This window comes from Chryseobacterium luquanense (genome assembly GCF_026460945.1).
Classification (GTDB): domain Bacteria; phylum Bacteroidota; class Bacteroidia; order Flavobacteriales; family Weeksellaceae; genus Chryseobacterium; species Chryseobacterium luquanense.
Window position 1 is genome coordinate 178,142 of the sequence record NZ_JAOVZV010000015.1, and the last position, 20,992, is coordinate 199,133.

24 protein-coding genes and 4 tRNA genes are annotated in these 20,992 nt (G+C 33.2%); 15 read left to right on the forward strand and 13 right to left on the reverse strand.

Annotated elements, in window-relative coordinates; all coding sequences use genetic code 11:
• Window positions 1–114: 114 nt before the first annotated feature.
• The gene (locus OEA66_RS13420) at window positions 115–2,646 is read right to left on the reverse strand and encodes an ATP-dependent Clp protease ATP-binding subunit (protein ID WP_267281853.1); all 2,532 of its coding nucleotides are present in this window, start codon (window positions 2,644–2,646) and stop codon (window positions 115–117) included.
• 150 nt (window positions 2,647–2,796) lie between these two features.
• On the opposite strand from OEA66_RS13420, the gene OEA66_RS13425 reads away from it, so the two are divergent.
• From OEA66_RS13425 to OEA66_RS13445, 5 genes are all read left to right on the forward strand, one after another.
• Window positions 2,797–3,024, forward strand: a complete 228-nt coding sequence (locus OEA66_RS13425) for a uroporphyrinogen decarboxylase (protein WP_267281854.1) — start codon at window positions 2,797–2,799, stop codon at window positions 3,022–3,024.
• Window positions 3,021–4,151, forward strand: coding sequence for a glycosyltransferase (locus tag OEA66_RS13430; protein ID WP_267281855.1), 1,131 nt, complete (start codon window positions 3,021–3,023; stop codon window positions 4,149–4,151). Before OEA66_RS13425 ends, OEA66_RS13430 begins: the two co-directional genes overlap by 4 nt.
• A gap of 94 nt (window positions 4,152–4,245) precedes the next feature.
• Complete coding sequence (locus OEA66_RS13435; protein WP_267282010.1) at window positions 4,246–4,665, forward strand: SufE family protein; 420 nt, start codon at window positions 4,246–4,248, stop codon at window positions 4,663–4,665.
• A 2-nt stretch (window positions 4,666–4,667) separates the two neighbouring features.
• Entirely contained in the window at window positions 4,668–5,633 is a 966-nt protein-coding gene (locus OEA66_RS13440) for a glycosyltransferase family 9 protein (protein WP_267281856.1), read from the forward strand.
• Between the two features lie 4 nt (window positions 5,634–5,637).
• Window positions 5,638–6,522 (forward strand): glycosyltransferase family 2 protein, encoded by an 885-nt coding sequence (locus OEA66_RS13445; RefSeq protein WP_267281857.1) that lies wholly within the window; start codon window positions 5,638–5,640, stop codon window positions 6,520–6,522.
• A gap of 51 nt (window positions 6,523–6,573) precedes the next feature.
• Here the strand turns inward: OEA66_RS13445 and OEA66_RS13450 are convergent.
• The 5 genes from OEA66_RS13450 to OEA66_RS13470 all read right to left on the reverse strand — a co-directional run bounded on the left by OEA66_RS13450 (window position 6,574) and on the right by OEA66_RS13470 (window position 8,263).
• Window positions 6,574–6,648 (reverse strand) — tRNA-Val (locus OEA66_RS13450).
• Window positions 6,649–6,682: 34 nt separating this feature from the next.
• Window positions 6,683–6,757, reverse strand: a tRNA-Val gene (locus OEA66_RS13455).
• A 34-nt stretch (window positions 6,758–6,791) separates the two neighbouring features.
• Window positions 6,792–6,866, reverse strand: a tRNA-Val gene (locus OEA66_RS13460).
• Window positions 6,867–6,900: 34 nt separating this feature from the next.
• Window positions 6,901–6,975 (reverse strand) — tRNA-Val (locus OEA66_RS13465).
• 43 nt (window positions 6,976–7,018) lie between these two features.
• Window positions 7,019–8,263 (reverse strand): bifunctional folylpolyglutamate synthase/dihydrofolate synthase, encoded by a 1,245-nt coding sequence (locus tag OEA66_RS13470; RefSeq protein ID WP_267281858.1) that lies wholly within the window; start codon window positions 8,261–8,263, stop codon window positions 7,019–7,021.
• A 171-nt stretch (window positions 8,264–8,434) separates the two neighbouring features.
• On the opposite strand from OEA66_RS13470, the gene OEA66_RS13475 reads away from it, so the two are divergent.
• Genes OEA66_RS13475 through OEA66_RS13495 form a run of 5 tightly spaced genes read left to right on the forward strand, consistent with a single transcriptional unit; the run spans window position 8,435 to window position 12,653 of the window.
• Window positions 8,435–9,775 (forward strand): TolC family protein, encoded by a 1,341-nt coding sequence (locus tag OEA66_RS13475; protein WP_267281859.1) that lies wholly within the window; start codon window positions 8,435–8,437, stop codon window positions 9,773–9,775.
• A 1-nt stretch (window position 9,776) separates the two neighbouring features.
• Window positions 9,777–10,367 (forward strand): SprT-like domain-containing protein, encoded by a 591-nt coding sequence (locus OEA66_RS13480; protein WP_267281860.1) that lies wholly within the window; start codon window positions 9,777–9,779, stop codon window positions 10,365–10,367.
• A 2-nt stretch (window positions 10,368–10,369) separates the two neighbouring features.
• The gene (locus tag OEA66_RS13485; protein ID WP_267281861.1) at window positions 10,370–11,449 is read left to right on the forward strand and encodes a mannose-1-phosphate guanylyltransferase; all 1,080 of its coding nucleotides are present in this window, start codon (window positions 10,370–10,372) and stop codon (window positions 11,447–11,449) included.
• Between the two features lie 33 nt (window positions 11,450–11,482).
• The gene (locus OEA66_RS13490) at window positions 11,483–12,151 is read left to right on the forward strand and encodes a hypothetical protein (protein WP_267281862.1); all 669 of its coding nucleotides are present in this window, start codon (window positions 11,483–11,485) and stop codon (window positions 12,149–12,151) included.
• Complete coding sequence (locus OEA66_RS13495) at window positions 12,114–12,653, forward strand: GNAT family N-acetyltransferase (protein ID WP_267281863.1); 540 nt, start codon at window positions 12,114–12,116, stop codon at window positions 12,651–12,653. Before OEA66_RS13490 ends, OEA66_RS13495 begins: the two co-directional genes overlap by 38 nt.
• 14 nt (window positions 12,654–12,667) lie before the next feature.
• On the opposite strand, the gene OEA66_RS13500 is transcribed toward OEA66_RS13495, so the two are convergent.
• Entirely contained in the window at window positions 12,668–13,144 is a 477-nt protein-coding gene (locus OEA66_RS13500) for a hypothetical protein (protein WP_267281864.1), read from the reverse strand.
• A gap of 27 nt (window positions 13,145–13,171) precedes the next feature.
• Complete coding sequence (gene bcp, locus OEA66_RS13505) at window positions 13,172–13,615, reverse strand: thioredoxin-dependent thiol peroxidase (protein WP_267281865.1); 444 nt, start codon at window positions 13,613–13,615, stop codon at window positions 13,172–13,174.
• Between the two features lie 33 nt (window positions 13,616–13,648).
• Between bcp and OEA66_RS13510 the strand changes: the two genes are divergently transcribed.
• Window positions 13,649–14,278: an endonuclease III domain-containing protein gene (locus OEA66_RS13510; protein WP_267281866.1), complete on the forward strand. Its 630-nt coding sequence runs from the start codon at window positions 13,649–13,651 to the stop codon at window positions 14,276–14,278.
• A 95-nt stretch (window positions 14,279–14,373) separates the two neighbouring features.
• Here OEA66_RS13510 and OEA66_RS20450 read toward each other — a convergent pair whose 3' ends face one another.
• From OEA66_RS20450 to OEA66_RS13525, 4 genes are all read right to left on the reverse strand, one after another.
• On the reverse strand, window positions 14,374–14,562 hold the full coding sequence (locus OEA66_RS20450; protein ID WP_311136920.1) for a DinB family protein: 189 nt from the start codon (window positions 14,560–14,562) through the stop codon (window positions 14,374–14,376).
• Window positions 14,549–14,821, reverse strand: coding sequence for a hypothetical protein (locus OEA66_RS20455; RefSeq protein ID WP_311136921.1), 273 nt, complete (start codon window positions 14,819–14,821; stop codon window positions 14,549–14,551). Before OEA66_RS20455 ends, OEA66_RS20450 begins: the two co-directional genes overlap by 14 nt.
• 55 nt (window positions 14,822–14,876) lie before the next feature.
• Window positions 14,877–15,362: a hypothetical protein gene (locus tag OEA66_RS13520; RefSeq protein ID WP_267281867.1), complete on the reverse strand. Its 486-nt coding sequence runs from the start codon at window positions 15,360–15,362 to the stop codon at window positions 14,877–14,879.
• Between the two features lie 80 nt (window positions 15,363–15,442).
• Window positions 15,443–17,239 (reverse strand): DUF885 domain-containing protein, encoded by a 1,797-nt coding sequence (locus OEA66_RS13525; RefSeq protein WP_267281868.1) that lies wholly within the window; start codon window positions 17,237–17,239, stop codon window positions 15,443–15,445.
• A 238-nt stretch (window positions 17,240–17,477) separates the two neighbouring features.
• On the opposite strand from OEA66_RS13525, the gene OEA66_RS13530 reads away from it, so the two are divergent.
• The 4 genes from OEA66_RS13530 to OEA66_RS13545 all read left to right on the forward strand — a co-directional run bounded on the left by OEA66_RS13530 (window position 17,478) and on the right by OEA66_RS13545 (window position 20,101).
• Window positions 17,478–17,939 carry a hypothetical protein gene (locus OEA66_RS13530; RefSeq protein ID WP_267281869.1) on the forward strand — a complete coding sequence of 154 codons (462 nt, stop codon included), beginning with the start codon at window positions 17,478–17,480 and terminating at the stop codon, window positions 17,937–17,939.
• A 172-nt stretch (window positions 17,940–18,111) separates the two neighbouring features.
• The gene (locus OEA66_RS13535; protein ID WP_267281870.1) at window positions 18,112–18,816 is read left to right on the forward strand and encodes a MotA/TolQ/ExbB proton channel family protein; all 705 of its coding nucleotides are present in this window, start codon (window positions 18,112–18,114) and stop codon (window positions 18,814–18,816) included.
• A 4-nt stretch (window positions 18,817–18,820) separates the two neighbouring features.
• Entirely contained in the window at window positions 18,821–19,216 is a 396-nt protein-coding gene (locus OEA66_RS13540; RefSeq protein ID WP_267281871.1) for an ExbD/TolR family protein, read from the forward strand.
• A gap of 6 nt (window positions 19,217–19,222) precedes the next feature.
• On the forward strand, window positions 19,223–20,101 hold the full coding sequence (locus OEA66_RS13545; protein WP_267281872.1) for a ferric siderophore ABC transporter substrate-binding protein: 879 nt from the start codon (window positions 19,223–19,225) through the stop codon (window positions 20,099–20,101).
• A gap of 15 nt (window positions 20,102–20,116) precedes the next feature.
• Here the strand turns inward: OEA66_RS13545 and OEA66_RS13550 are convergent, their stop codons facing one another.
• On the reverse strand, window positions 20,117–20,509 hold the full coding sequence (locus OEA66_RS13550) for a hypothetical protein (protein WP_267281873.1): 393 nt from the start codon (window positions 20,507–20,509) through the stop codon (window positions 20,117–20,119).
• Window positions 20,510–20,992: the final 483 nt, after the last annotated feature.

Below are 20,992 nucleotides of genomic sequence, written 5' to 3' on the forward strand. Positions count from 1 at the left end.
TTAAAGGTTTACACAAAAATACAAACAATTGTGAATTATCCTAATGAATTATTATAAAAACAAAAAGCATCAGGAAAATTCCCGATGCTATCATTATTTATTTTGAAAAATTATTTATTGAGAAGATTTCTCAGCAGACTTTTTTGTTTTCTGGGTTTTACCTTCCAATCCGTCTTTAGCTTCATTTAAACCTAAAGTTACCGTTTCACCTTCAGACAATTGCTTATTGACAAGCATTTCTGCCAACAAATCTTCAATATATTTCTGAATAGCTCTTTTCAGCGGTCTTGCTCCAAAATCTTTATCCCAACCTTTTTCTGAGATGAAATCTTTGGCTTCTTCAGTTAATTCAACTTTGTAGCCTAATTTATCAAGTCTTGTATAAAGTTTGTTTAATTCAAGATCAATGATTTTTTTAATGTCATTTTGCTCAAGAGAGTTAAAGATTACAATATCATCAATTCTGTTTAAGAATTCCGGTGCAAATGCTTTTTTAAGAGCGCTTTCAATTGTACTTCTTGCTCGGGAATCTGTATTTGTTTTCTTGGCATTCGTTCCAAAACCTACACCATCTCCGAAATCTTTAATATCTCTTGTTCCGATATTTGAAGTTAAGATGATAATTGTATTTCTGAAATCAATTTTTCTTCCTAAACTGTCTGTAACGTGACCTTCATCTAAGATTTGCAACAAAATGTTGAACACATCAGGATGCGCTTTTTCGATCTCATCTAAAAGAACAACTGCATAAGGTTTTCTTCTTACCGCTTCCGTCAATTGTCCACCTTCTTCGTATCCAACGTATCCAGGAGGCGCTCCCACCAATCTGGAAACAGCGAATTTCTCCATATACTCACTCATGTCAATTCGAACTAATGCTTCGTCAGAATCAAAAAGTTCTCTTGCCATTACTTTTGCAAGCTCGGTTTTACCAACACCTGTTGTTCCAAGGAAAATAAATGTTCCGATTGGTCGGTTTGGATCTTTCAGTCCGGTTCTGTTTCTTTGGATAGATTTTACAACCTTTCTTACTGCATCTTCCTGGCCAATTACTTTCCCGTTCATATTGTCGTCCATCTGAGCCAGTTTATCCAACTCATTTTTGCCGACTTTCGTAACAGGAACGCCGCTCATCATAGAAACCACTTCAGCAACACTTTCTTCAGATACAACCTCTTTTTTCTCTTTTACATCTTTATCCCACTGATCTTGTGCAGAATTCAGTTCCATTTGCAAACGCTCTTCTTCATCTTTCAGTTTTCTTGCTTCCAGATAATCCTGAGCTTTTACAGCTTTCTGCTTCAATTCTTTAATTTCGTCAATTTTCTTTTCGAAATCAATAATAGCAGTAGGAACTTTCATGTTTTTAATGTAAACACGAGATCCCGCTTCATCCATCGCATCAATTGCTTTGTCTGGTAAAAATCGATCTGTGATGTATCTTGATGTCAAATTAACACAAGCTAAAATAGCTTCTTCAGTATACACAACATTGTGATGCTCCTCATATTTATCTTTGATCTGATTCAAAATCTGAATCGTTTCATCGATAGAAGTAGGTTCCACCATTACTTTCTGGAATCTTCTTTCTAAAGCACCGTCTTTTTCAATATATTGACGGTACTCATCAAGAGTTGTTGCACCAATACATTGAATTTCACCTCTTGCCAAAGCCGGCTTAAACATATTGGAAGCATCTAAACTTCCTGTAGAACTTCCTGCTCCAACAATTGTGTGCAACTCGTCAATGAATAAAATTACGTCACGGTTCTTTTCAAGTTCCGTCATAATCGCTTTCATTCTTTCTTCAAACTGACCACGGTATTTTGTTCCGGCAACCAAACTCGCCAAATCCAAAGTGATTACTCTTTTACCAAAAAGAACCCTAGAAACTTTCTTCTGCTGAATTCTTAAGGCCAAACCTTCAGCGATGGCAGATTTACCAACTCCGGGCTCACCAATCAACAGCGGATTGTTTTTCTTTCTTCTTGATAAGATCTGAGAAACTCTTTCAATTTCTTTTTCACGACCGATTACTGGGTCTAGTTTTCCGTCTCTTGCCAAAGAAGTTAAATCTCTACCAAAGTTATCCAATGTAGGTGTTTTACTTTTCGCAGAACCAAGATTTCCTGTAGGTTTTCTCATCTGCTCAAATTCTTCTCTGTCGTCATCATCATCGTAAGCCGAATTCTGTGGCGCTTCTCCGGAATTTTTCAGCATCGTTTGATACTCTCTCGAAACTCCTTCATAGTCGATATCGTAAGCTCCCAAAATATTTGAGGTAGGATCTTCATATTTATATAGAATGCCCAAAAGCAAGTGAACGGTATTAATCTCGTTGCTTTTATATTGTCTGCACTCTAATTCTGCACGTTTAATGGAATGATCTGCCATTTTAGTGAATGAAATATTGGTGACCTCCTCAGAAATAGGATTTAGACTTGCTGTATTTAAAGTTTCAATTTTTCTTCTGATTTGTGTTAAATCGGCATTCAGCCCTTGAAGGATTTCTTTTGCAGAGTTTTCTGTTTTTATAATACCTAAAAGTAGATGTTCTGTATTAAGAAATTCACTTTTCAGCCGCTTAGCTTCATTTTTGCTTTGTTTGAACACTTGGCTCAAACCTTGTGAAAACTTATAATCCATAATGTATCTCGTTAGAAAAAAAGCAGTATTACTTTTAATCAATATCTAAATTACAAATATTTTACCAAAAAACAAAGAATGACTTTATGGCAGATAAATGTTTTTTATCTTATTGAAAATGACTAAGTTTGTCTTCCTCAAATTTTTCTAATGAGTTCCGAGATTACAAATTATATCGGTTATGCCGCTTCAGTTTTTATTGTTTTAAGTTTCATCCTTAAAGATTTAACCAAAATCAGGATTATCAATTTGGTTGGTTGCATCTGTTTTGTCATTTATGGTATTTTCAGCGGAATGCTTTGGCCGGTAATTATTCCAAATGCAATAATTTGTTTCGTTCAGGTGTATCATTTACTGACTGCAAAGAAAAAAAAATGAGTCGAAAAAAAATACTGACTTCGGCATTCAGCAATCTTTATACAGACCAAAGAATCGAGAAAGTCTGCCAAACTTTACACAAAAACGGATACGAAGTAGAATTAATTGGAAATAATTGGGGTGGTGCAGAAAAAATGGAACGTCCTTATCCATTTTCAAGAATTCCTCTTGTTTCTAAAACTTTGAAAACTGCTTATTTTGAATTTAATTGGAAATTGTATTGGGAACTGTATGGAAAAATAAAAGAAAATCAAAATGTTATTCTTCATGCCAATGATTTGGATGCGCTTTTACCCAATTATTTGATTTCAAAAAAATATAAAATTCCTTTGGTTTTTGACAGTCACGAAATTTTTTCTGAAATGCCTGCAGTTCAGGGCAAAATGTCACAGAAATTGTGGAGATATTTACAAAATAAGATCGTTCCGAATATCGAATTCATGATTACCGCAAGTGGAAGTTATGGGAATTGGTTTCAGAATAGATATGGAATTCAGCCAATAATTGTACAAAATGCTCCGAAAAAAATAGACTTTAATATTGAAATTCCACATAATCAGCCTAAAATTTTTTTGTATCAAGGTGCTATTAATCCCTTTCGTGGAATTGATAAAGCCATTTTGGCAATGCATCATCTAGAAAATGTTATTTTTAAAATTGCAGGTGACGGACCGAAAAAGAAAGAATACGAAGATTTGGTTCTCAAAGAAAAACTTCAGGATAAAGTTCAGTTTTTAGGGAAATTATTACCTGAAGATTTAAGAAAAATAACTGTTACTGCAGATTTAGGAATGAGCATCGAAGAAAATGGTGGCGAAAGTTATCTTTATTCGCTTCCCAACAAAGTTTTAGATTGCATTCAAGCTCGAGTTCCGTTAATTATGGCAAATTTGCCGGAAATGTTAAACATTAAAAATCAGTTTGATGTCGGAGAAATTATTGAAAATCATCAACCTGAAAATATTGCTGCTGCAATAGGTAAAGTTTTAGATAAAGGAAGAAAAAATTATCAACCTGAGTTGGAAAAAGCTTCTGAGATTCTTTGTTGGGAAAATGAAGAAATTAAATTACTGGAGGTTTTTGATAAAGCTTCTCAGAAATCATGCGTTGATTTTTCCCGTAATTAAAATTTAAACCTTCAACAACCTTACTATTTGAAAATATTTCAGTAAAAAATTTAAGTTTCTAAATTTAGTATCTTTGCTGAAATTAATTGTTACAATGACCATTAAAGAAAAACAGCAGGAAATAATCGATGAATTTGCCTTTTTGGAAGACTGGGAGCAGAAATATGAATATATTATTGATCTCGGTAAAGAATTAAAAGGTTTGTCTGATGACAAAAAAACCGATGAAAATCTAATTAAAGGCTGTCAAAGTAAAGTTTGGATCGACGCTGAGTTTAAAGATGGAAAATTATTCTTTAATGCAGATTCAGATGGAATTTTGCCCAAAGGAATTGTTTCTCTTTTGGTGAGTATTTACAGCGGTCATTCTATGCAGGAAATTCTTGATTCTGATTTTGAATTCATCTCAGAAATCGGTTTGCAGGAATTTTTATCGCCTTCCAGAGCCAATGGTTTGATGGCAATGACCAAACAAATTAAATTTTACGCCGTTGCTTATCAACTGAAATCATAGTTTTGACCAGAATTTTAGCATACCGTTTTTCCGCTTTTGGTGATGTTGCAATGACAATGCCTGTTTTTCGTGAGTTTTTAGAGCAAAATCCCGATGTAGAAATTGTAATGGTTTCACGTAATAATTTCGAGAGCTTATTCGCTGATATTCCGAATGTTATATTTCATGGAATTGACCTTGATGAATATAAAGGTTTTTTGGGAATCAGAAGATTGGGAAAAGAGTTACTAAAACTATATAAACCAGATTATGTTGCTGATTTACATGACGTTATTCGATCTAAGATATTGGATAAACTTTATGTAAGAAAGGGTTTAAAGGTTTTTAAAATAAATAAAGGCAAGGAAGAAAAAGAAAATCTTACCAATGTCTGGAATTTAGATAAAATTCAGCTTAGAAAAACGGTAGAACGTTATGCAGATGTTTTCCGTGATATGGGTTTTAAACTTGAACTCTCTCATCAGTTAAGACCTCAAACTATACAAAAATCGGGAATTGGTTTCGCACCATTTGCTCAGCATAAAGGAAAAATGCTTCCTTTGGAAAAGTCTTTTGAGCTTGTGAAAATTTTAGCACAAAAAAATACGATTTACTTTTTCGGAGGCGGAAAAAAAGAAACTGAAACCCTTGAAAGTTGGGAACAGCAAATTCCAAACACCAAAAGTTTAGCCGGAAAACTTAATCTTTCTGAAGAACTTAACAGAATTGCTCAGCTTGAAGTGATGATTTCGATGGATTCAGCTAATATGCATTTAGCGAGTGTTGTAGGGACTCGATGCGTTTCCATTTGGGGGTCAACTCATCCTTATGCCGGGTTTTTAGGATTCGGACAAAGTGAAGATGATGTGGTGCAAATTAAAGATCTTACTTGCAGGCCGTGTTCTGTTTTCGGCGATAAAGAATGTTTCCGTGGAGATTGGGCATGTTTAGAGGAAATTAACGTGCAACAAATCATTAATAAAATTTAGCAGAATGAAAATTTCTGTTTGCATTCCGGTTTATAATTTTGATGTTAGAGAATTAGTTTATGATCTTAAAAAAGAAATACAAAATAATTTAATTGACGCAGAAATTATTCTTATTGATGATGCCTCTGATGAAAAATTTAAGCATATAAATAATGAACTTTTAAATCAAGTAAAAGAATTTATTTTGCTTGAGAAAAATGTAGGAAGATCTAAAATTCGAAATTTATTTTTGAAGCACACAGATGGTGATTATCTGTTGTTTTTGGATTGTGATGTCAAAATAGATAATGGAAATTTTCTAAAGAATTATTTAAAGGAAATTCAGCGAAATAGGGGAGTAGAGGCTGTATATGGTAATTTCAGAATTGATTCAGCATATTCAAAAACTTTACGAAATAGATATTCTGTTGAAAAAGAAATTTTTTCTGTTGAGAAATCATCCAATTTTTCGCTTTTAAAAACGGTTAATTTTATTATTAAAAAAGATGTATTTGAAAAATTTTCATTCAATGAAGATTTGGTAAATTACGGGTACGAAGATTTTGTATTTGCTAAAACTTTGGAATTTGGAAATGTGAAGTTTTCTGCAATTCAAAATCCTGTTATTCATATTGATGATACATCTAATGAGGTTTTTCTTAAAAAAACTGAGATAGCCATTCATTCACTTTATCAACTTTATCAAAATTCTGAAAATGAATTATTCATAAAAGACATTAAGGTTTTCAAAGTAGCAAAAAAAATTATAAAAGCTGGATTGAAAAATGTATTTCTAAATTTTTACACTTTAATTGAAACCAGAATTAAAAAGAATTTACTTTCCGAAAATCCAAATCTTAACTATCTGGATTTGTTTAAATTGGGATTATTGCTGAAGAAAATAAAATAAATTTTAGAATATTTGAAACAAAAAAACCTCTCAATAAATTGAGAGGTTTTGTGGGCCCTGAGGGATTCGAACCCCCGACCCTCTGGGTGTAAACCAGATGCTCTGACCCAACTGAGCTAAGAGCCCTGAAATTATTAGAAAGGCTTCAGTATCCTTTAAGTGGGCCCTGAGGGATTCGAACCCCCGACCTTCTGGGTGTAAACCAGATGCTCTGAACCAACTGAGCTAAGAGCCCTGAAATTTTTAGAAAGGCTTCAGTATCCTTTTAGTGGGCCCTGAGGGATTCGAACCCCCGACCCTCTGGGTGTAAACCAGATGCTCTGAACCAACTGAGCTAAGAGCCCTGAAATATTTAGAAAGGCTTCAGTATCCTTTTAGTGGGCCCTGAGGGAGTCGAACCCCCGACCCTCTGGGTGTAAACCAGATGCTCTGAACCAACTGAGCTAAGAGCCCCACTATACTTGTTTCCTCGTTTAGAGTGGTGCAAATATACGACTTATTCGGAAATCTCCAAATTTTTTTCTAAAAATTCTCCTACGACAAAGTTGCTTCCACCTATGAAAATCATTTCTTGGTTTGTACATTCTTGTTTTGCAGAAAGATACGCATCTTGTACGGTATCGAAAATTTTGTAAATTATTTTTGCGTCAATTAATAAATCTTCATAATCTTGAGGATGTCTTCCTCTGTTTATTGATGGTTTTGCAAAATAAAACTCAGAATTTTTAGGAAGTAAAGTCATTACTTCATCTATTTTTTTATCATTAACGAAACCTAAAATAATATGTTTGTGCTTTTCAATAGAATTTAACTGCGAAAAAACATATTCCAAACCGGCTTGATTATGCCCGGTATCACAAATCGTCAAAGGATTTTGGGAAAACTCAAACCACCGACCGATAAATCCAGTGTTTTGATGTACCGTTAAAAGTCCGGATTTTATATTTTTATTAGAAATTGTAAAATTTAATTTCCTTAATTCTTCAATTAAGCCTAAAACAACTTTAATATTTTTGTCTTGGTAATTTCCTTTTAAATCTGATTTTAGTTCGGTTTTAAGTAGAGTAGCATCAACAAAAGGTGCATTTTCATCATCGGCTTTATTTTTAATGATATTTTTCACCGTTTTATTGACGTCTCCAAAAATAATCGGAATATTAGCTTTAATGATTCCTGCCTTTTCGCCTGCAATCTCTTCAATCGTATTTCCTAAGATGTTTTGGTGATCTAATTGCACATTTGTAATTGCAGTAATTAAAGGTTTAATGATATTTGTTGAATCTAATCTTCCGCCCAAACCAACTTCAATAATGGCTACATCTACATTTTGTTGAGCAAAATATTCAAATGCCATAATGGTCGTAAACTCGAAAAAAGAGGGTAGAATATCTCCCGGAAGTTTTTTTAGTTTTTGAATAAATTCATAGACAAATTCTTTATCACAATTTTTGCCATTAATTTTAATCCTTTCAGTAAAATCAATAAGATGTGGTGAATTGTACAAACCAACTTTGTACTCAGATTCTTGGAGAACGGAAGAAAGCATATTGCTTGTAGAGCCTTTTCCGTTCGTTCCTCCGATGTGAATACACTTTATTTTATCTTGCGGATTATCAAAAAAAGCACAAAGTTTTGTGATATTTTCCAATCCTGGTTTGTATGCTTTTTCACCATCAATCTGATAATTTGGAGCCTGAACGAAAAGCCATTCTACAGCTTCAAGATATTGTTCGTTTGTCATGCCACAAAATTCTCAAAACTTTCATTAAAATGAAACAATAATTTTCTAAATCTGTAACTTTTTCTAAATCTTAGCGTCTAATGTGGAAAAAGAGAATTCAAAATCGTTGCGTTAAATTTATTTTATGCTTTAAAGTGGCGATGATGTTGATTAAAACATAAATATTTCCTTATGAAAAGAGTTTTGATTGTAGTTTTGGGATTAGCCTTCGCAGGAATTAATGCTCAGCAAAAATGGTCTTTGCGTGAATGTGTAGACTATGCAGTGAAGCATAATCTTCAGGTGATTCAAAATGAATATTCGAAACAGATTCAGGATTCTAATCTTAAGATTGCTCAGAGAAATTATCTTCCTTCTGTGAATGCAAACGTGGGAAATAATGTAAGTTTCGGGCAGGCTTCTTTGGGAACGGGAAGCATCAGGAATGACGTATTTAGAAATAATGCTAACCTTTCCGCAGATATTTTGGTTTATAACAACGGTAAACTTGAAAAAACAATTAGAAAAACTCAATTCGATGTAGAAGCAAGTCAGTATGATATTGAGACCATTCAAAACGATATTTCTCTTCAGATTGCTCAACAATATTTAACCACTTTGCTAAATAAAGAAATTGTGAAAATTTCTCAAAGTGCAACTGAAAATGCGAAAAAACAATTAGAAAGAGCAAAAATTACGACAGAAGTTGGTACAACTGCTCAAACTGTTAAGGCAGAAGCAGAGGCAGCTTGGGCCAGAGAAAAACAAAACCTTAAAACTGCCGAAGTAAACGTTGGAAGAAGTTTATTTGCTTTGGCGCAATTGCTTCAGTTAAAAGATTATAAAGATTTTGATATAGTAGATGTTGAGGTTTCTGAAAGCTTAACGCCACAATTGATTGCTGTAGAAGATGTTTTAGAAAAAGCTTACGAAAACCAACCACAAATAAAAGCAGCATTAAGCAGAATAAAATCGGCAGAAGCACAGACAGAGGTTACCAAGACATCTTTTTGGCCAACTCTTACTGCGAGTTTGGGTGTTGGAACTTTTTATAATAATTTGCTGAATACAAATAACGTAGGAAATGAATTTTTCTATGTAAAAGAAGGTGGTTTTTTCAATCAGTATAAAGATAATTTTGGGCAACAAGGGGGAGTGAGTTTAAATATTCCAATTTTCAATAAAGGAATTACGAAACTTCAGGTGGAGCAGTCAAAAATCAATGAAAATATTGCAAAAACAACTTTGGAACAGCAAAAATTGACGGTAAGACAGAATGTACAACAGGCTCAGTTTGACGCTGATGCAAATTACGAAATTTATCTTGCTGCAACAGAAGCTGAAAAAAGCACAAAACTAGCGATGGATTTTGCCGATAAAAGCTATGCTGCAGGTCGTACAACAATTTTTGATTTGAATATTGCCCGAAATAACTACGCAAATGCTCAAGGTTCTGTACAGCAAGCAAAATTTAACTATCTTTTCAGTCTTAAATTATTGAATTTCTATTCAGGAATTCCGTTAAGTTTGTAAAATGTCTATTCAGTCTTTAGAAAAATATTTACCTAAAAATACACTTTCATACTTAAGGAAATGGTTTTCAGATCATTCTATTCATATTAAGGTAACAAAAAATCGAAATTCCAAGCTTGGAGATTACAGGAAGCTTCGTGATCAATCGCATGAAATTACCATCAATTCTACTCTGGCTCCGCAGCTTTTCTTTTTCGTTTTAACTCACGAATTAGCACATCTCATTGCTTTCGAAAAATACGGAAGAAGAATTTCCCCCCACGGAAATGAGTGGAAATTTACCTTCCGGGAAATGCTTTTGGAAAGCCTTGATGTTTATGAGGAAGATTTAAAACCGATTATTTCTAAATTTTCCTATTCACCGAAAGCTAATTTTATGGCAAGTCCGGATTTGGTGAAATATTTCCACATTGAAAATAATGAAGATGAACTTCAATATATAGAAGAACTAAAAAAAGGTGAGCATTTCCTTTACAGAAACGAGAAGTATTTGTTGGAAGGTCTTATCAAAAAAAACTATCTTTGTGTTAATCTGGCCACGGGAAGAAAGTATTCTTTCAAACCATTGGCAAGAGTGAAAAAATGCAGCTAAATATGTCAAATTCAGATAAATACTGTGTGATTATGGCGGGAGGAATCGGTAGCAGATTCTGGCCTTTAAGCACACAGAAATTTCCAAAACAATTTCAGGATATCTTAGGAACTGGTCGTACGATGATTCAGCAAACCTATGATAGAATCAGTAAAATTATTCCCAGCGAAAATATATTTGTCATTACCAATAAAGAGTATGTAGCTCTTTCTCATCAGCAATTGCCGGAAATTCCGGAGGATAATGTTGTTGGAGAACCTTTGATGAAAAATACGGCGGCATGTAATCTTTATATGGCGAATAAGATTGAAGAAATCAATCCGAATGCGACGATGATTGTGCTTCCTGCAGATCATTTGATTTTAAAAGAAGATGTTTTTTTACAAAAAGCTGAATTGGCATTTGATATTGCTGCAAATAATGATTATTTGGTGACTTTGGGAATTACACCTACAAGACCCGATACAGGTTACGGATACATTCAGTTTGTTGAGAAAAAAGATTCAGATTACTATAAAGTTAAAACTTTTACCGAAAAACCGATTCTTGAAATTGCCAAAAGCTTCCTCGAAAGCGGAGACTTCTTATGGAATGCCGGAATTTTTATTTGGAATGTAAAATCGATTCATAAAGCTTTTGAAACTTTCCTTCCTGATATGACGCAGCAGTTTACAGCGTGTGAATACAATGCCGAAGCAGAAGTAAGCTGTATTGAATTGATTTATCCTAAAATTCAAAAAATATCAATAGATAACGGTATTTTAGAAAAAGCCAAAAATGTTTACGTAATTCCTGCAGATTTAGGCTGGAGCGATTTAGGAACCTGGACTTCCGTTTTCGAAAACAGTGACAGAGATGAAAATGATAATGCAATCAATATAAAAACGGCACTTACATACGATTCTGGCGGAAATATCGTTCATATTAAAAACAATAAGGCGGTCGTTATTGACGGGCTAAAAGATTTTATTGTTGTAGATACAGACAAAGTTCTTTTAATCTGCCCGAGAGAACACGATCAGCAGATTAAAGATTATGTTTTAGATTTAAAAAGTCTTAAAAAAGGAGAGAAATTCATGTAAATATTGTCATAATTTCTGTCAGAATTTCTAGTTATGAAAAAAAGTACAAATCACATTTTTCTTTTTGTTTTCCTGTTTTTGGGAATATCGGTTTTCTCTCAGGACAAGAAAAAATTCACAAATATTGACGGAGTTTTAGCTAAAATAAATCCTAACAGTAAGATTGATTTTTGGGTTTTAGTATACAATAACTACGGCAAAAATAAAGAGATAAAAGTTTCCGGAACAAAACAGGATTATCTTCCGCAATTTGCAGGATTTAATCTAAGACCCGGAGAAGAAAGTTTTTATTATATCGTTTCTTCTGTTGGCGGGAAAATCATTTATATAACAGACATAAGAGAATTAAAAGAGTTTATCGGCAAGATTGATAACGTGGAAGAAGCTGCTATATCTGCAGTTTTAGACGGTTATTTGATAGATGAACATTTTGTAGATGTTGCGGCTAATTATTACGAAGATAAAAACAATTATTATCTTGATTTGGGGAAAGTGACTTCCAAAGAATGTCCTTACCAAAAATCGCATTTTACATTGACGGTGAATAAGGCTACAGGTGTTGTGTCAAATGTAAAAGAGAACGGAACTTATATTGAAGTTTACACTAAAAACTGTAAAAATAATCCACGACTTTTAAAAATCGAAAAGAAAGAAGAGCCAAAAGATGACCCCAAAAAGCAACCTGTCAAAAAACGAAAATAATTTCTACGAAACCGAAAGACTTTTTATTCGTCCAATTTCGTTGGAAGATGCAGATGTGATTCTTGAGCTTTACAATATGCCAAATTTCATCAAATTTATTGGTGACAAAAATCTCAAAACACATTCTGATGCTGAAAACTACATCAAAAATAGATTTTTACCTCAAATTGAAAGGTTGGGTTTTGGAAATTATTTGATCATTCTCAAAGAAGGAAGTCAAAAAATTGGGGCTGTAGGAATTTTCGAAAGAGAGGGTTTAGACGTAGTTGATATTGGTTTTTCTGTGCTCGAAAAATTTGAAGGAAAAGGCTTGATGTTTGAAGCTGCCCAAAAGATAAAATCTGTCGGAATGAATGAATTTGGTTTAAAGAAAATTTCAGCAATTACGACAAATGACAATTTCTCTTCTCAAAAATTAATTGAAAGATTAGGTTTAAAATTCCAGAAATATGTGACGCTTCCGAATGAAAATGAAGAGCTGAGGTATTACGAAACGGAATAATTTTAACTCCTTTTTTACAATAGCTCATCTAAAAAATCATAATCTTCAAAATTCATCAATAACTCATAACTGCTTTTTGGAGTTATTACTTGATTTGCATAACAAGAAGTGCAAATTTTAATTATTTTTATAATCTTATTGTTTTGATTTTTATAAATTAAAATATCTCTGTAAACTTTTAAACAAGCGGTATCATAACTGTTTTTGCCATTTTTCAAAGAATTAAGCTTCTCAAAAATCTGATTGCTTTTCAGGTCTTCAACTTTTTTGTAACCAAATTTTATTAAATCTTTTTCAAAATCACTGTGAAGATTTTCAGATTTTGAATTTCCATAAATCGTTTGATTTTTTAAACTATTTTTCTTTGATTTATTTAAAGTTTTCTCAGATTTTAATTTATAAATAATAAAAATCTCATCATTAAGCTTTTGCGAACTTATAAAACTGCAAAATAAAAGTAATGGCAAAATGATGAGGTTCTTGATTGACATAAATAATATTTGCATTTAAAATTATGCTTACAAAATCTGTGCTGCAGCAGTTTTAGAAGTTACTTTTTCAATCACTCTTGTGCAAATTCCTTTTTCGTCGAAGATAAAAGTAGTTCTTACAATTCCCATATAGGTTTTGCCGAAGGTTTTTTTCTCCTGCCAAACTCCGAATTTCTCAATAACATCACGATTTTCATCAGCAATTAAATCATAAGGAAATGCAAATTTACTGTGAAAGTTTTTTTGTTTTTTTACAGAATCTCCACTAATTCCCAACAGTTGAAATCCAGCTTTCTCCAACTGCGAATAATTGTCACTTAAATTACAAGCTTCAACCGTACAAGTTGGAGTATTTGCTTGTGGATAAAAGAAAATAACTAATTTCTTTCCTATTAATTTTTCAGAATTAATAGTTTCTCCATCCTGATTTGTTCCTTCAAATTGTGGTAATTTATCTCCAACTTTCAGCATAATGATTTATTTTTGCTCAAATTTAATAATTAAATGACAAAAAAGCAGAGAGCGGCACTCGTTCAGTCAGAATTAGAGAAATTATATCCGGAAGTTCCTATTCCTTTAGACCACACCGATCCTTACACTTTGATGGTTGCAGTTGCTCTTTCCGCTCAAACAACCGATAAGAAGGTCAATCAGGTTACGCCAGAGCTTTTTGCTGTTGCGGGAACACCGCAAAGAATGGCGAAGTTGGAAGAGTATCAAATCAAAGAATTAATCAAAGAAATCGGACTTTCAAATACAAAAGCCAAGAATCTGAAAAGAATGGCAGAGCTTTTATTAGAAAGGCATAATGGAGTAGTGCCACAAACTTATGAAGAGCTCGAGGCGCTTCCCGGAGTTGGTCATAAAACAGCTTCTGTAGTAATGAGTCAGGCTTTCGGATTTCCTGCTTTTCCGGTCGATACGCACATTCAGAGATTAATGACACAGTGGAAGTTGACTTCCGGAAAAAATGTTGTAGAAACCGAGAAAGATGCCAAAAGCATTTGGAAAGAAGAGGTTTGGAATAAACTTCACTTACAGATTATTTTTTACGGAAGAGAATATTCTCCCGCAAGAGGAAAAGGAGAGAAAGACTTTATCACAAAAATGCTATTTGAAGAAAAAGATAAATAATACAGCAGCTGCAAAAATTCCCCTCCAATGGAGGGGTGGATAAATTTTCAAAGAAAATTTAGACGGGGTGGTTTAAGAATGCAAGGCTTTAAAAATTACTCCACATCCAACAACCTCCTATGGTAATTAATCTGTCCCAAATGATAGCTTAAATGTCCAAGCAAATGAATCAAAAAATATTCTGTTGTCATTGGATAACCCAATGCTTGAATGGGAAATTCTTTATTCAAATCTTCTTCTGAAACTTTTTCAAGAGAAGAATGTACAACCTCAATTGTTTTCAATTTTCTCAATCAATTCGGCTCTCGGAATGTTTTTTAATGAAAATTCAAGTTCTCTGTTTCTTACATAACCTGAATTTCCTAAAATCGCTCCGATAAAATGATTAATATTTCCAACCAAATGTAAAGTTAAATTTCCTGCAGAGTTTAAAATGCTTTTATCAACTTTCCAGATTGAGTCTTCGTTTTGGGAGGATTCTATTTCTTTTTTTAATTGATTTAAATCTCTTGTGAATAGAGATTTTATACTTGTTGTAATCATTTTACCTATTTATTTTAGTTCTAAAACAGCCCCTGAATACTATTTTCTATTGAAACTATATTTCATCTTTTCGCCAAACACCTTCTCCTGGAAAACTGTATTTTTTTGTGTCAATTTTCCAACTATCGTTATCTTTTTTTATTATAAATTGTTCTTTTTTCGCTACTCCATTATCAAACTGTAATTCTACAATACCACGATTAATTGATTTTAATATCAGTATGATTTTAGTATTTGCATTATTCAGATAGTCATAATGCGTTGGCTTACCAAACGTGCGATTATCCTTATATGGTTTAATACTGATAGGAGCAATTATCTTTTCACAACGTTGGAAATATTCTTCCCATAGTCCATCTTCATCTTCATGCGCTTGATTGGGATTTGTATCTAATTGTAAAACTTGGTATCGTTCATATATTTCCTTTTCTAAGTTATCGAGAGTTTGTAATTTGTCTATCAAAAAGTCTAATATCTCCTTCGTTAGATGTTGAAATTTCTCAGGTGTTTGACTTTTGTCAACTCTTAAATTTTCAATCATAATTTATTATTTTTTATAGGAACAGATATTGTTTTTAGAATTACTCAAAAGAGCCTTAGCTTTTATTGTGTATGTTTTAATTACTTCTGGGTTTTTTTCCAAAGCTCCATTTTTCTATTTAAAACATCCAAAGGAAGACAACCTTGGTTTAAAACTTCATCATGAAATTTTGCCAAGCTGAATTTATTCCCCAATTCTTTTTGATATTTTTCTCTCAATTCTCGGATTCTTAAAGAACCGATTTTATATCCTAAAGCTTGTCCAGGCATTGCCATATAACGCTCTATTTCTGCAGTTGCTCCAGCTTCATCGTAAGCAATGTTGTTCAGAAAATAAGTGATGGCTTCTTCTCTCGTCATTTTTCCGGTGTGAATTCCTGTGTCAACAACCAAACGAACCGCACGAAGCATTTGATCGCTCAAATACCCCATTTTTTGATAAGGATCTGTGTACAAACCGAATTCCGGACCTAAAGTCTCGCAATAATGTGCCCAACCTTCACCATAAGCTCCAAACCAACCGAATCTCATGAATTTAGGAAGTTTTGTATTTTCCTGCTGCAGAGAAACCTGATAATGATGTCCAGGAATTGCTTCGTGTAAAAACAGAGACTCCATTCCGGAAGTAACGTTGAATTTGGATGGATCCGGAAGTGGCATGTAGAAAATTCCGGGTCTTTTTCCATCCGGAGTTCCCTGAATATATTCTGCACTTGCACTTGCTTCTCTGAATTTTTCAGTTTGTCTGATTTCAAACTTCGTTTTTGGCGTTACGCTGAACATGGTTTTCAACTTCGGAGTAATTTTAGCTAAAATTCCATTAAACCCATCCAACACCTCTTTTGACGTTTTATAAGGCATTGCTTTGGGATCTGTTTTCACAGAATTGATAAACTCTTCAAGCGTTCCGTTGAAACCAACTTGCTGTTTTACTTTTTCCATTTCGCCACGAAGCATCGCAACTTGTTGTAGCCCGATTTTATTTATTTCTTCGGGAGTTTTATTGGTAGTTGTCCAGCTTTTAGCATAATATTTATAAATGTTGTCTCCTTTCGGTAAGCTGTTGTAACCATCTGTTTCTCTTGACTTAGGCAAATATTCTTTCTCTAAAAAGTCGCCCATTTTTGTGTAAGCCGGAATGATGTTTTTTGTAATCGCTTCTTTATACAGATTTGTTAATTTTTCTTTCTGTTCTTTGCTGAAATCTTTTGGGAAATTTTTTATCGGTCCGTAGAAAATATTCTTTTCAAAATCGGAAGTAGTGATTTCTTCAGCTTTCATTTGAGGAATCATTTTTACGACCAATTTTCTTGGTAAAACAATTTTATTATTAATTCCTTCACGGAAATTTTCTGTTGCAGCATTCATCCATTCCGGAAATTTTTCCATTCTTTTTAACCAATCTTCGTAATCTTTTTCAGTATTAAAAGGCTGGCTTCCTTGTCCGCTTCCATACAATGGGAAATTCAACGGAAGTCCTCCAAACTGGGTAAACGGAATATATTCCGGATGAAAAGAATAGGCTTCAATTTTGTCTTTTAAAGTATAATCCAAAACATCATAAACCACCTTGTCTTCATCGGAAAGGCCTTTGTAATCAACGTTTTCTAGCTGTTTTTGAACTGAATTATAAAATGCAACTTCACCTGAAATGAAATCTTTATCAATATTAATGGAAAGTTGGTCGTTATATCTTAAATCTCCTTGTGATGTGGCTTCCAAAGGATAAAGTTTTAAATATTGTTCATAATAATTTGAGGCGATAGAATCAATATTTGTTGGTGTCACTTTCGTTAAAGGTGAATCTGATTTTTTGCACGAAGCAACAGTTACCGCTAAACCAAGCCCGATTAAGGTTTTAAATACAATATTTTTCATTGATAATCTTTATTTTTCTATTTGTAAGAAGAAATGCAATTGTTGTTACAAAATTTGTGAACTGCATTTAATTTTAAAGAGTTAATTCACAAAAATAACCAATATTGTAAATCAAATCTGTTTTAAACTGAGATTTTAGTGAAAATAATTTTCAAAACAGTTTTCAAATTCACACATTTTTTTATCTTTGCCTAAAGCATTTAACAATCATAGTATTACAGTTCTTTTTTAAGAAATAATGAAAGGGATTTTAAAAATTTACCATCCGGACGAAACGCTTAAATACAATATTAAAAATACTTATTGCAAAGCGTTTTATAGTAATCAAAAACATTTTCTGGAAGTTGAGGTCATCACAGATGACAGTTTAGACCATGTTGACGACGATTCTTTACAATATAATTTTCCTCAGCTATCGCTAGAAGTAATTGAATTTCCGATAGATTCTTCAGAAATTGAAGGAAAGAAATTTGAAATCAACGATTCCGACGATGAGGTTTACACAGAAGTAAACTTGTTTGATGACGAAGATGCGTTCATTTACGACAACGAACTTTGCTTTGAGAAAAATGAAGAAGACGAACTTCAGGTAATTTGGAAAGGAACGATTGATGATTTTTATACCGGTTCAGATACACCGCTTCCTTTCAGACTAAAGTGTGAATTTACACCAGACGAAATTATTGTAGACGAAGACTAATTGTCTTTTAAATATTAATTGTAAATTTCTTTTCAAATCTTTTTTTGGAAAGAAATTTGCTTTTTTGTGACATTATTATATTTGGGATGTGTTTTTTAAGCTTATTTTAAGATAAGTATTGATAATATTCCGTTATTTTTGTCGTTTAAAACCTTTATAAAATAATCAATTAATGCTGTTAACGGAACTTACTCAGATTTTGTTTGCACAGGTTACTGTACCTGCTGTACCTCTCGAGAAAATTGAATTTTCTTTTTGGGATATCCTTTTTCATGGTGGAATCTTCGCTAAGATAGTGATGGTAACCGTTTTGTCATTGGGAGTTTTCTCAGTGTATCTGTTTTTTGAAAGATTTTTCTTTATCCAGAGAATGGCTTCCAAAACAGATTCTAATTTTATGAATAACATTGAAGATTTCATAAGAAACGGAAAGATAGAAGCTGCAGCAGATTATTGTAAAACGCAAAACTCACCGGAATCCAGAATTTTAGAAAAAGGAATTTCAAGATTGGGAAGACCTGTTTCTGATATTGTAAGTGCAATGGAATCTCAAGCTCAGATTGAAGTTGCCAATATGGAAAAACATTTAAATCTTTTGGCAGCTGTTCCAAGTATTGCTCCGATGTTGGGGCTTTTAGGAACCGTTATCGGGATGATTATTGCCTTCTTTGATTTGTCTCATGCAGAAGGTGCTTTTTCACCAAAAACGCTTTCGGAAGGTATTTATACGGCTCTTGGGCAAACGGCGGTCGGTTTAGCGGTGGCAATTCCGGCTAACTTTTTCTATAATTTACTTTTAACAAGAATTGATAAGTTTGTATTGAGAACTCAGAATATCTCTGGAGAATTTTTAGATATCATTAATAAACCTTTATAAATCTATGAAAATTCAGAGAAGAAATAAAGCGCACCCAGAATTTAGTTTAGCAGCGATGACAGACGTTATCTTGCTGATGTTGATATTCTTTATGATTACCTCTTCTGCGGCTAATCAAAGTGCAATTGATGTAAAACTTCCGCAAACAGGAAGTGTGGAAGATAACATTCCTAATCCGATGACGGTAAGCGTAAAACCGGATGGTTCTTATTACGTTGATGACAAACCTGTAAGCCGCGAATTGGTAGAACAAACAATTGTAGCCGATCTTCAGAGCAAATCAGCAAAATCATTTACCATCAGAGCAGACGAAAGTACGATGCATAAAGATGTGGTTTTCTTAATGGAAATTGCAGAAAAGCATAAATTTAATATTGCTATTGCAACGGTTAAAGAATAATCAAAAATGAGAGGTTACACGATAAATAGGGATGAAGAAAATAAAGATAAGTTAAAAAGCGCTGTGCTTTCTATCATTATTTGGTCTGCTATTTTGATATTCGTTTTCATTTATAAAATGAAACCTACGGTGCGTGAAAAAGAGCCTGAAGTTATCACAACTATGCTCGTCAATTTCGGAGATAACAGAAATGGAGCTGGAATTGATGAACCGGCCAATCAAGAAGGAAGCTTGGCTGCAAAAGCTGTAGAAACTGCTCCTGAATCGGTTGAAAATGTTGTTTCTGAACCCAAAACCGTAATTACTCCAGAACCAAAACCTGAAGCTAAGAAAAGCGAGGTAAAAGATAAAATTATTACCGGAAACAATACCAAAGTTACCGCTCCTAAAAAAGAAGATTCTAAAACGAATAAAAAATCAACGGCAAGTTCAACAACGAAAAGCACAAAAAGCTCTGCAACGACAGTCAATTCTAAAACAGGAAGCGGCGATGGAAAGGGTAATGCAGCAATCGGAAATTTAATTAAGGGTCGTGGAACAAAACCTGGAAGTCAAGGTACAGGTGATGGAATTGGTAACAATGGAGATCCTTTAGGTGGCGATGGAAATGGCGACAGCAAAGTAGGAATTGACCGTCGATTAGTTGGTTATATTCCAGGAACGATGGGAAGAGGAGGAGCTCAACCGAGTCACAATTGCTCTGCAAGTGGATCGATTACCATTGCTTACACCGTAGATAAAGCCGGAAATGTTTCTTCCGCTAGAAGATCGGGCGGAGTCTCAGATCCTTGTGTGGTTTCCACTTCTGTTGCGTGGGTTAAGAAATATGTAAAAGCCGAAAAAGCCAGTGTTTCATCCACAGGAAGTTATAACATTACATTCTAAAAATATAAAAGCACTTTATTCAAGTGCTTTTTTTATTTCGGTGATTCTGTTAATAATTGGAAGCGCAAAAATTCCACTGGTTTGTAAATACAGCTCATAGAATGTCTTTGCCTTGTCTAAAAAATCACTATTTGCAAGTACTTTTCCGTTATAGTAAAATAGATTTCCGAGCATTTCATAATAGTCTTTGTGATCTCTTTCCTGTCTTTCTTTGACGATTTCAATAACTTCTTCTTTTGATTTTGCTGAAAGTTCTTTAAAATCAAATTTAAAAATGTCTTTCATTAAAGAATCAAAATCCAGATCTTTCTGCATTAAACTTTCTTCGGGTTTGTCTAAGATTAGTTTTTCTAAAGCTTGAGATAACTGACGGATGAGTCTTAGGGTGAATTCTTTATCTGTGATCATAATATAGGTAAAGTGTTTAGATATTTTAAATTTATTAAAATTAATATTTTAAAGCATTAGTATTTGTTACATAATATAGAAATTGTTATAGTAAAAATGCTACCTACGATAAAAACAAGCATACTAAAAACAAAATCATTTTGACTTGATTTTCTGTTCTCAATTTTACTGTATCGATGAATGGCTTCTTTGTAGACGAGCAAAGGAATTGGCTCTATTTTAAAAATCCATTTAAAAATTAATCGAGCAATTTGAGTATATATATAAATAAAAATAGGTAAAATAGATGTTACAAAATCCTCTATAATTATCATCCAAAATATACATATTATCACCCAAAATAATGAGAAATACACATTCCGAAACTTCTCTGATAATGGTGCTGAAATAGGAACCCAACAAATAATTAATAATATAATTGAAACAATAATTCTTACAGCTTCTAAACAAATATTATTGATGTTGAAATAGTTAATTAAAGCT

Excerpts from the sequence above, each read along its gene's own strand:
- OEA66_RS13485 (WP_267281861.1), top strand. The coding sequence starts at position 10,370 with ATGTCAAATTCAGATAAATACTGTGTGATTATGGCGGGAGGAATCGGT.
- OEA66_RS13420 (WP_267281853.1), bottom strand. The coding sequence starts at position 2,646 with ATGGATTATAAGTTTTCACAAGGTTTGAGCCAAGTGTTCAAACAAAGC.
- OEA66_RS13430 (WP_267281855.1), top strand. The coding sequence starts at position 3,021 with ATGAGTCGAAAAAAAATACTGACTTCGGCATTCAGCAATCTTTATACA.
- OEA66_RS13490 (WP_267281862.1), top strand. The coding sequence starts at position 11,483 with ATGAAAAAAAGTACAAATCACATTTTTCTTTTTGTTTTCCTGTTTTTG.
- OEA66_RS13525 (WP_267281868.1), bottom strand. The coding sequence starts at position 17,239 with ATGAAAAATATTGTATTTAAAACCTTAATCGGGCTTGGTTTAGCGGTA.
- OEA66_RS13425 (WP_267281854.1), top strand. The coding sequence starts at position 2,797 with ATGAGTTCCGAGATTACAAATTATATCGGTTATGCCGCTTCAGTTTTT.
- bcp (WP_267281865.1), bottom strand. The coding sequence starts at position 13,615 with ATGCTGAAAGTTGGAGATAAATTACCACAATTTGAAGGAACAAATCAG.
- OEA66_RS13545 (WP_267281872.1), top strand. The coding sequence starts at position 19,223 with ATGAGAGGTTACACGATAAATAGGGATGAAGAAAATAAAGATAAGTTA.
- OEA66_RS13480 (WP_267281860.1), top strand. The coding sequence starts at position 9,777 with ATGTCTATTCAGTCTTTAGAAAAATATTTACCTAAAAATACACTTTCA.
- OEA66_RS13495 (WP_267281863.1), top strand. The coding sequence starts at position 12,114 with ATGACCCCAAAAAGCAACCTGTCAAAAAACGAAAATAATTTCTACGAA.
- OEA66_RS13500 (WP_267281864.1), bottom strand. The coding sequence starts at position 13,144 with ATGTCAATCAAGAACCTCATCATTTTGCCATTACTTTTATTTTGCAGT.
- OEA66_RS20455 (WP_311136921.1), bottom strand. The coding sequence starts at position 14,821 with ATGATTACAACAAGTATAAAATCTCTATTCACAAGAGATTTAAATCAA.
- OEA66_RS13475 (WP_267281859.1), top strand. The coding sequence starts at position 8,435 with ATGAAAAGAGTTTTGATTGTAGTTTTGGGATTAGCCTTCGCAGGAATT.
- OEA66_RS13550 (WP_267281873.1), bottom strand. The coding sequence starts at position 20,509 with ATGATCACAGATAAAGAATTCACCCTAAGACTCATCCGTCAGTTATCT.
- OEA66_RS13470 (WP_267281858.1), bottom strand. The coding sequence starts at position 8,263 with ATGACAAACGAACAATATCTTGAAGCTGTAGAATGGCTTTTCGTTCAG.
- OEA66_RS13530 (WP_267281869.1), top strand. The coding sequence starts at position 17,478 with ATGAAAGGGATTTTAAAAATTTACCATCCGGACGAAACGCTTAAATAC.
- OEA66_RS13520 (WP_267281867.1), bottom strand. The coding sequence starts at position 15,362 with ATGATTGAAAATTTAAGAGTTGACAAAAGTCAAACACCTGAGAAATTT.
- OEA66_RS13535 (WP_267281870.1), top strand. The coding sequence starts at position 18,112 with ATGCTGTTAACGGAACTTACTCAGATTTTGTTTGCACAGGTTACTGTA.
- OEA66_RS13435 (WP_267282010.1), top strand. The coding sequence starts at position 4,246 with ATGACCATTAAAGAAAAACAGCAGGAAATAATCGATGAATTTGCCTTT.
- OEA66_RS13540 (WP_267281871.1), top strand. The coding sequence starts at position 18,821 with ATGAAAATTCAGAGAAGAAATAAAGCGCACCCAGAATTTAGTTTAGCA.
- OEA66_RS13445 (WP_267281857.1), top strand. The coding sequence starts at position 5,638 with ATGAAAATTTCTGTTTGCATTCCGGTTTATAATTTTGATGTTAGAGAA.
- OEA66_RS13510 (WP_267281866.1), top strand. The coding sequence starts at position 13,649 with ATGACAAAAAAGCAGAGAGCGGCACTCGTTCAGTCAGAATTAGAGAAA.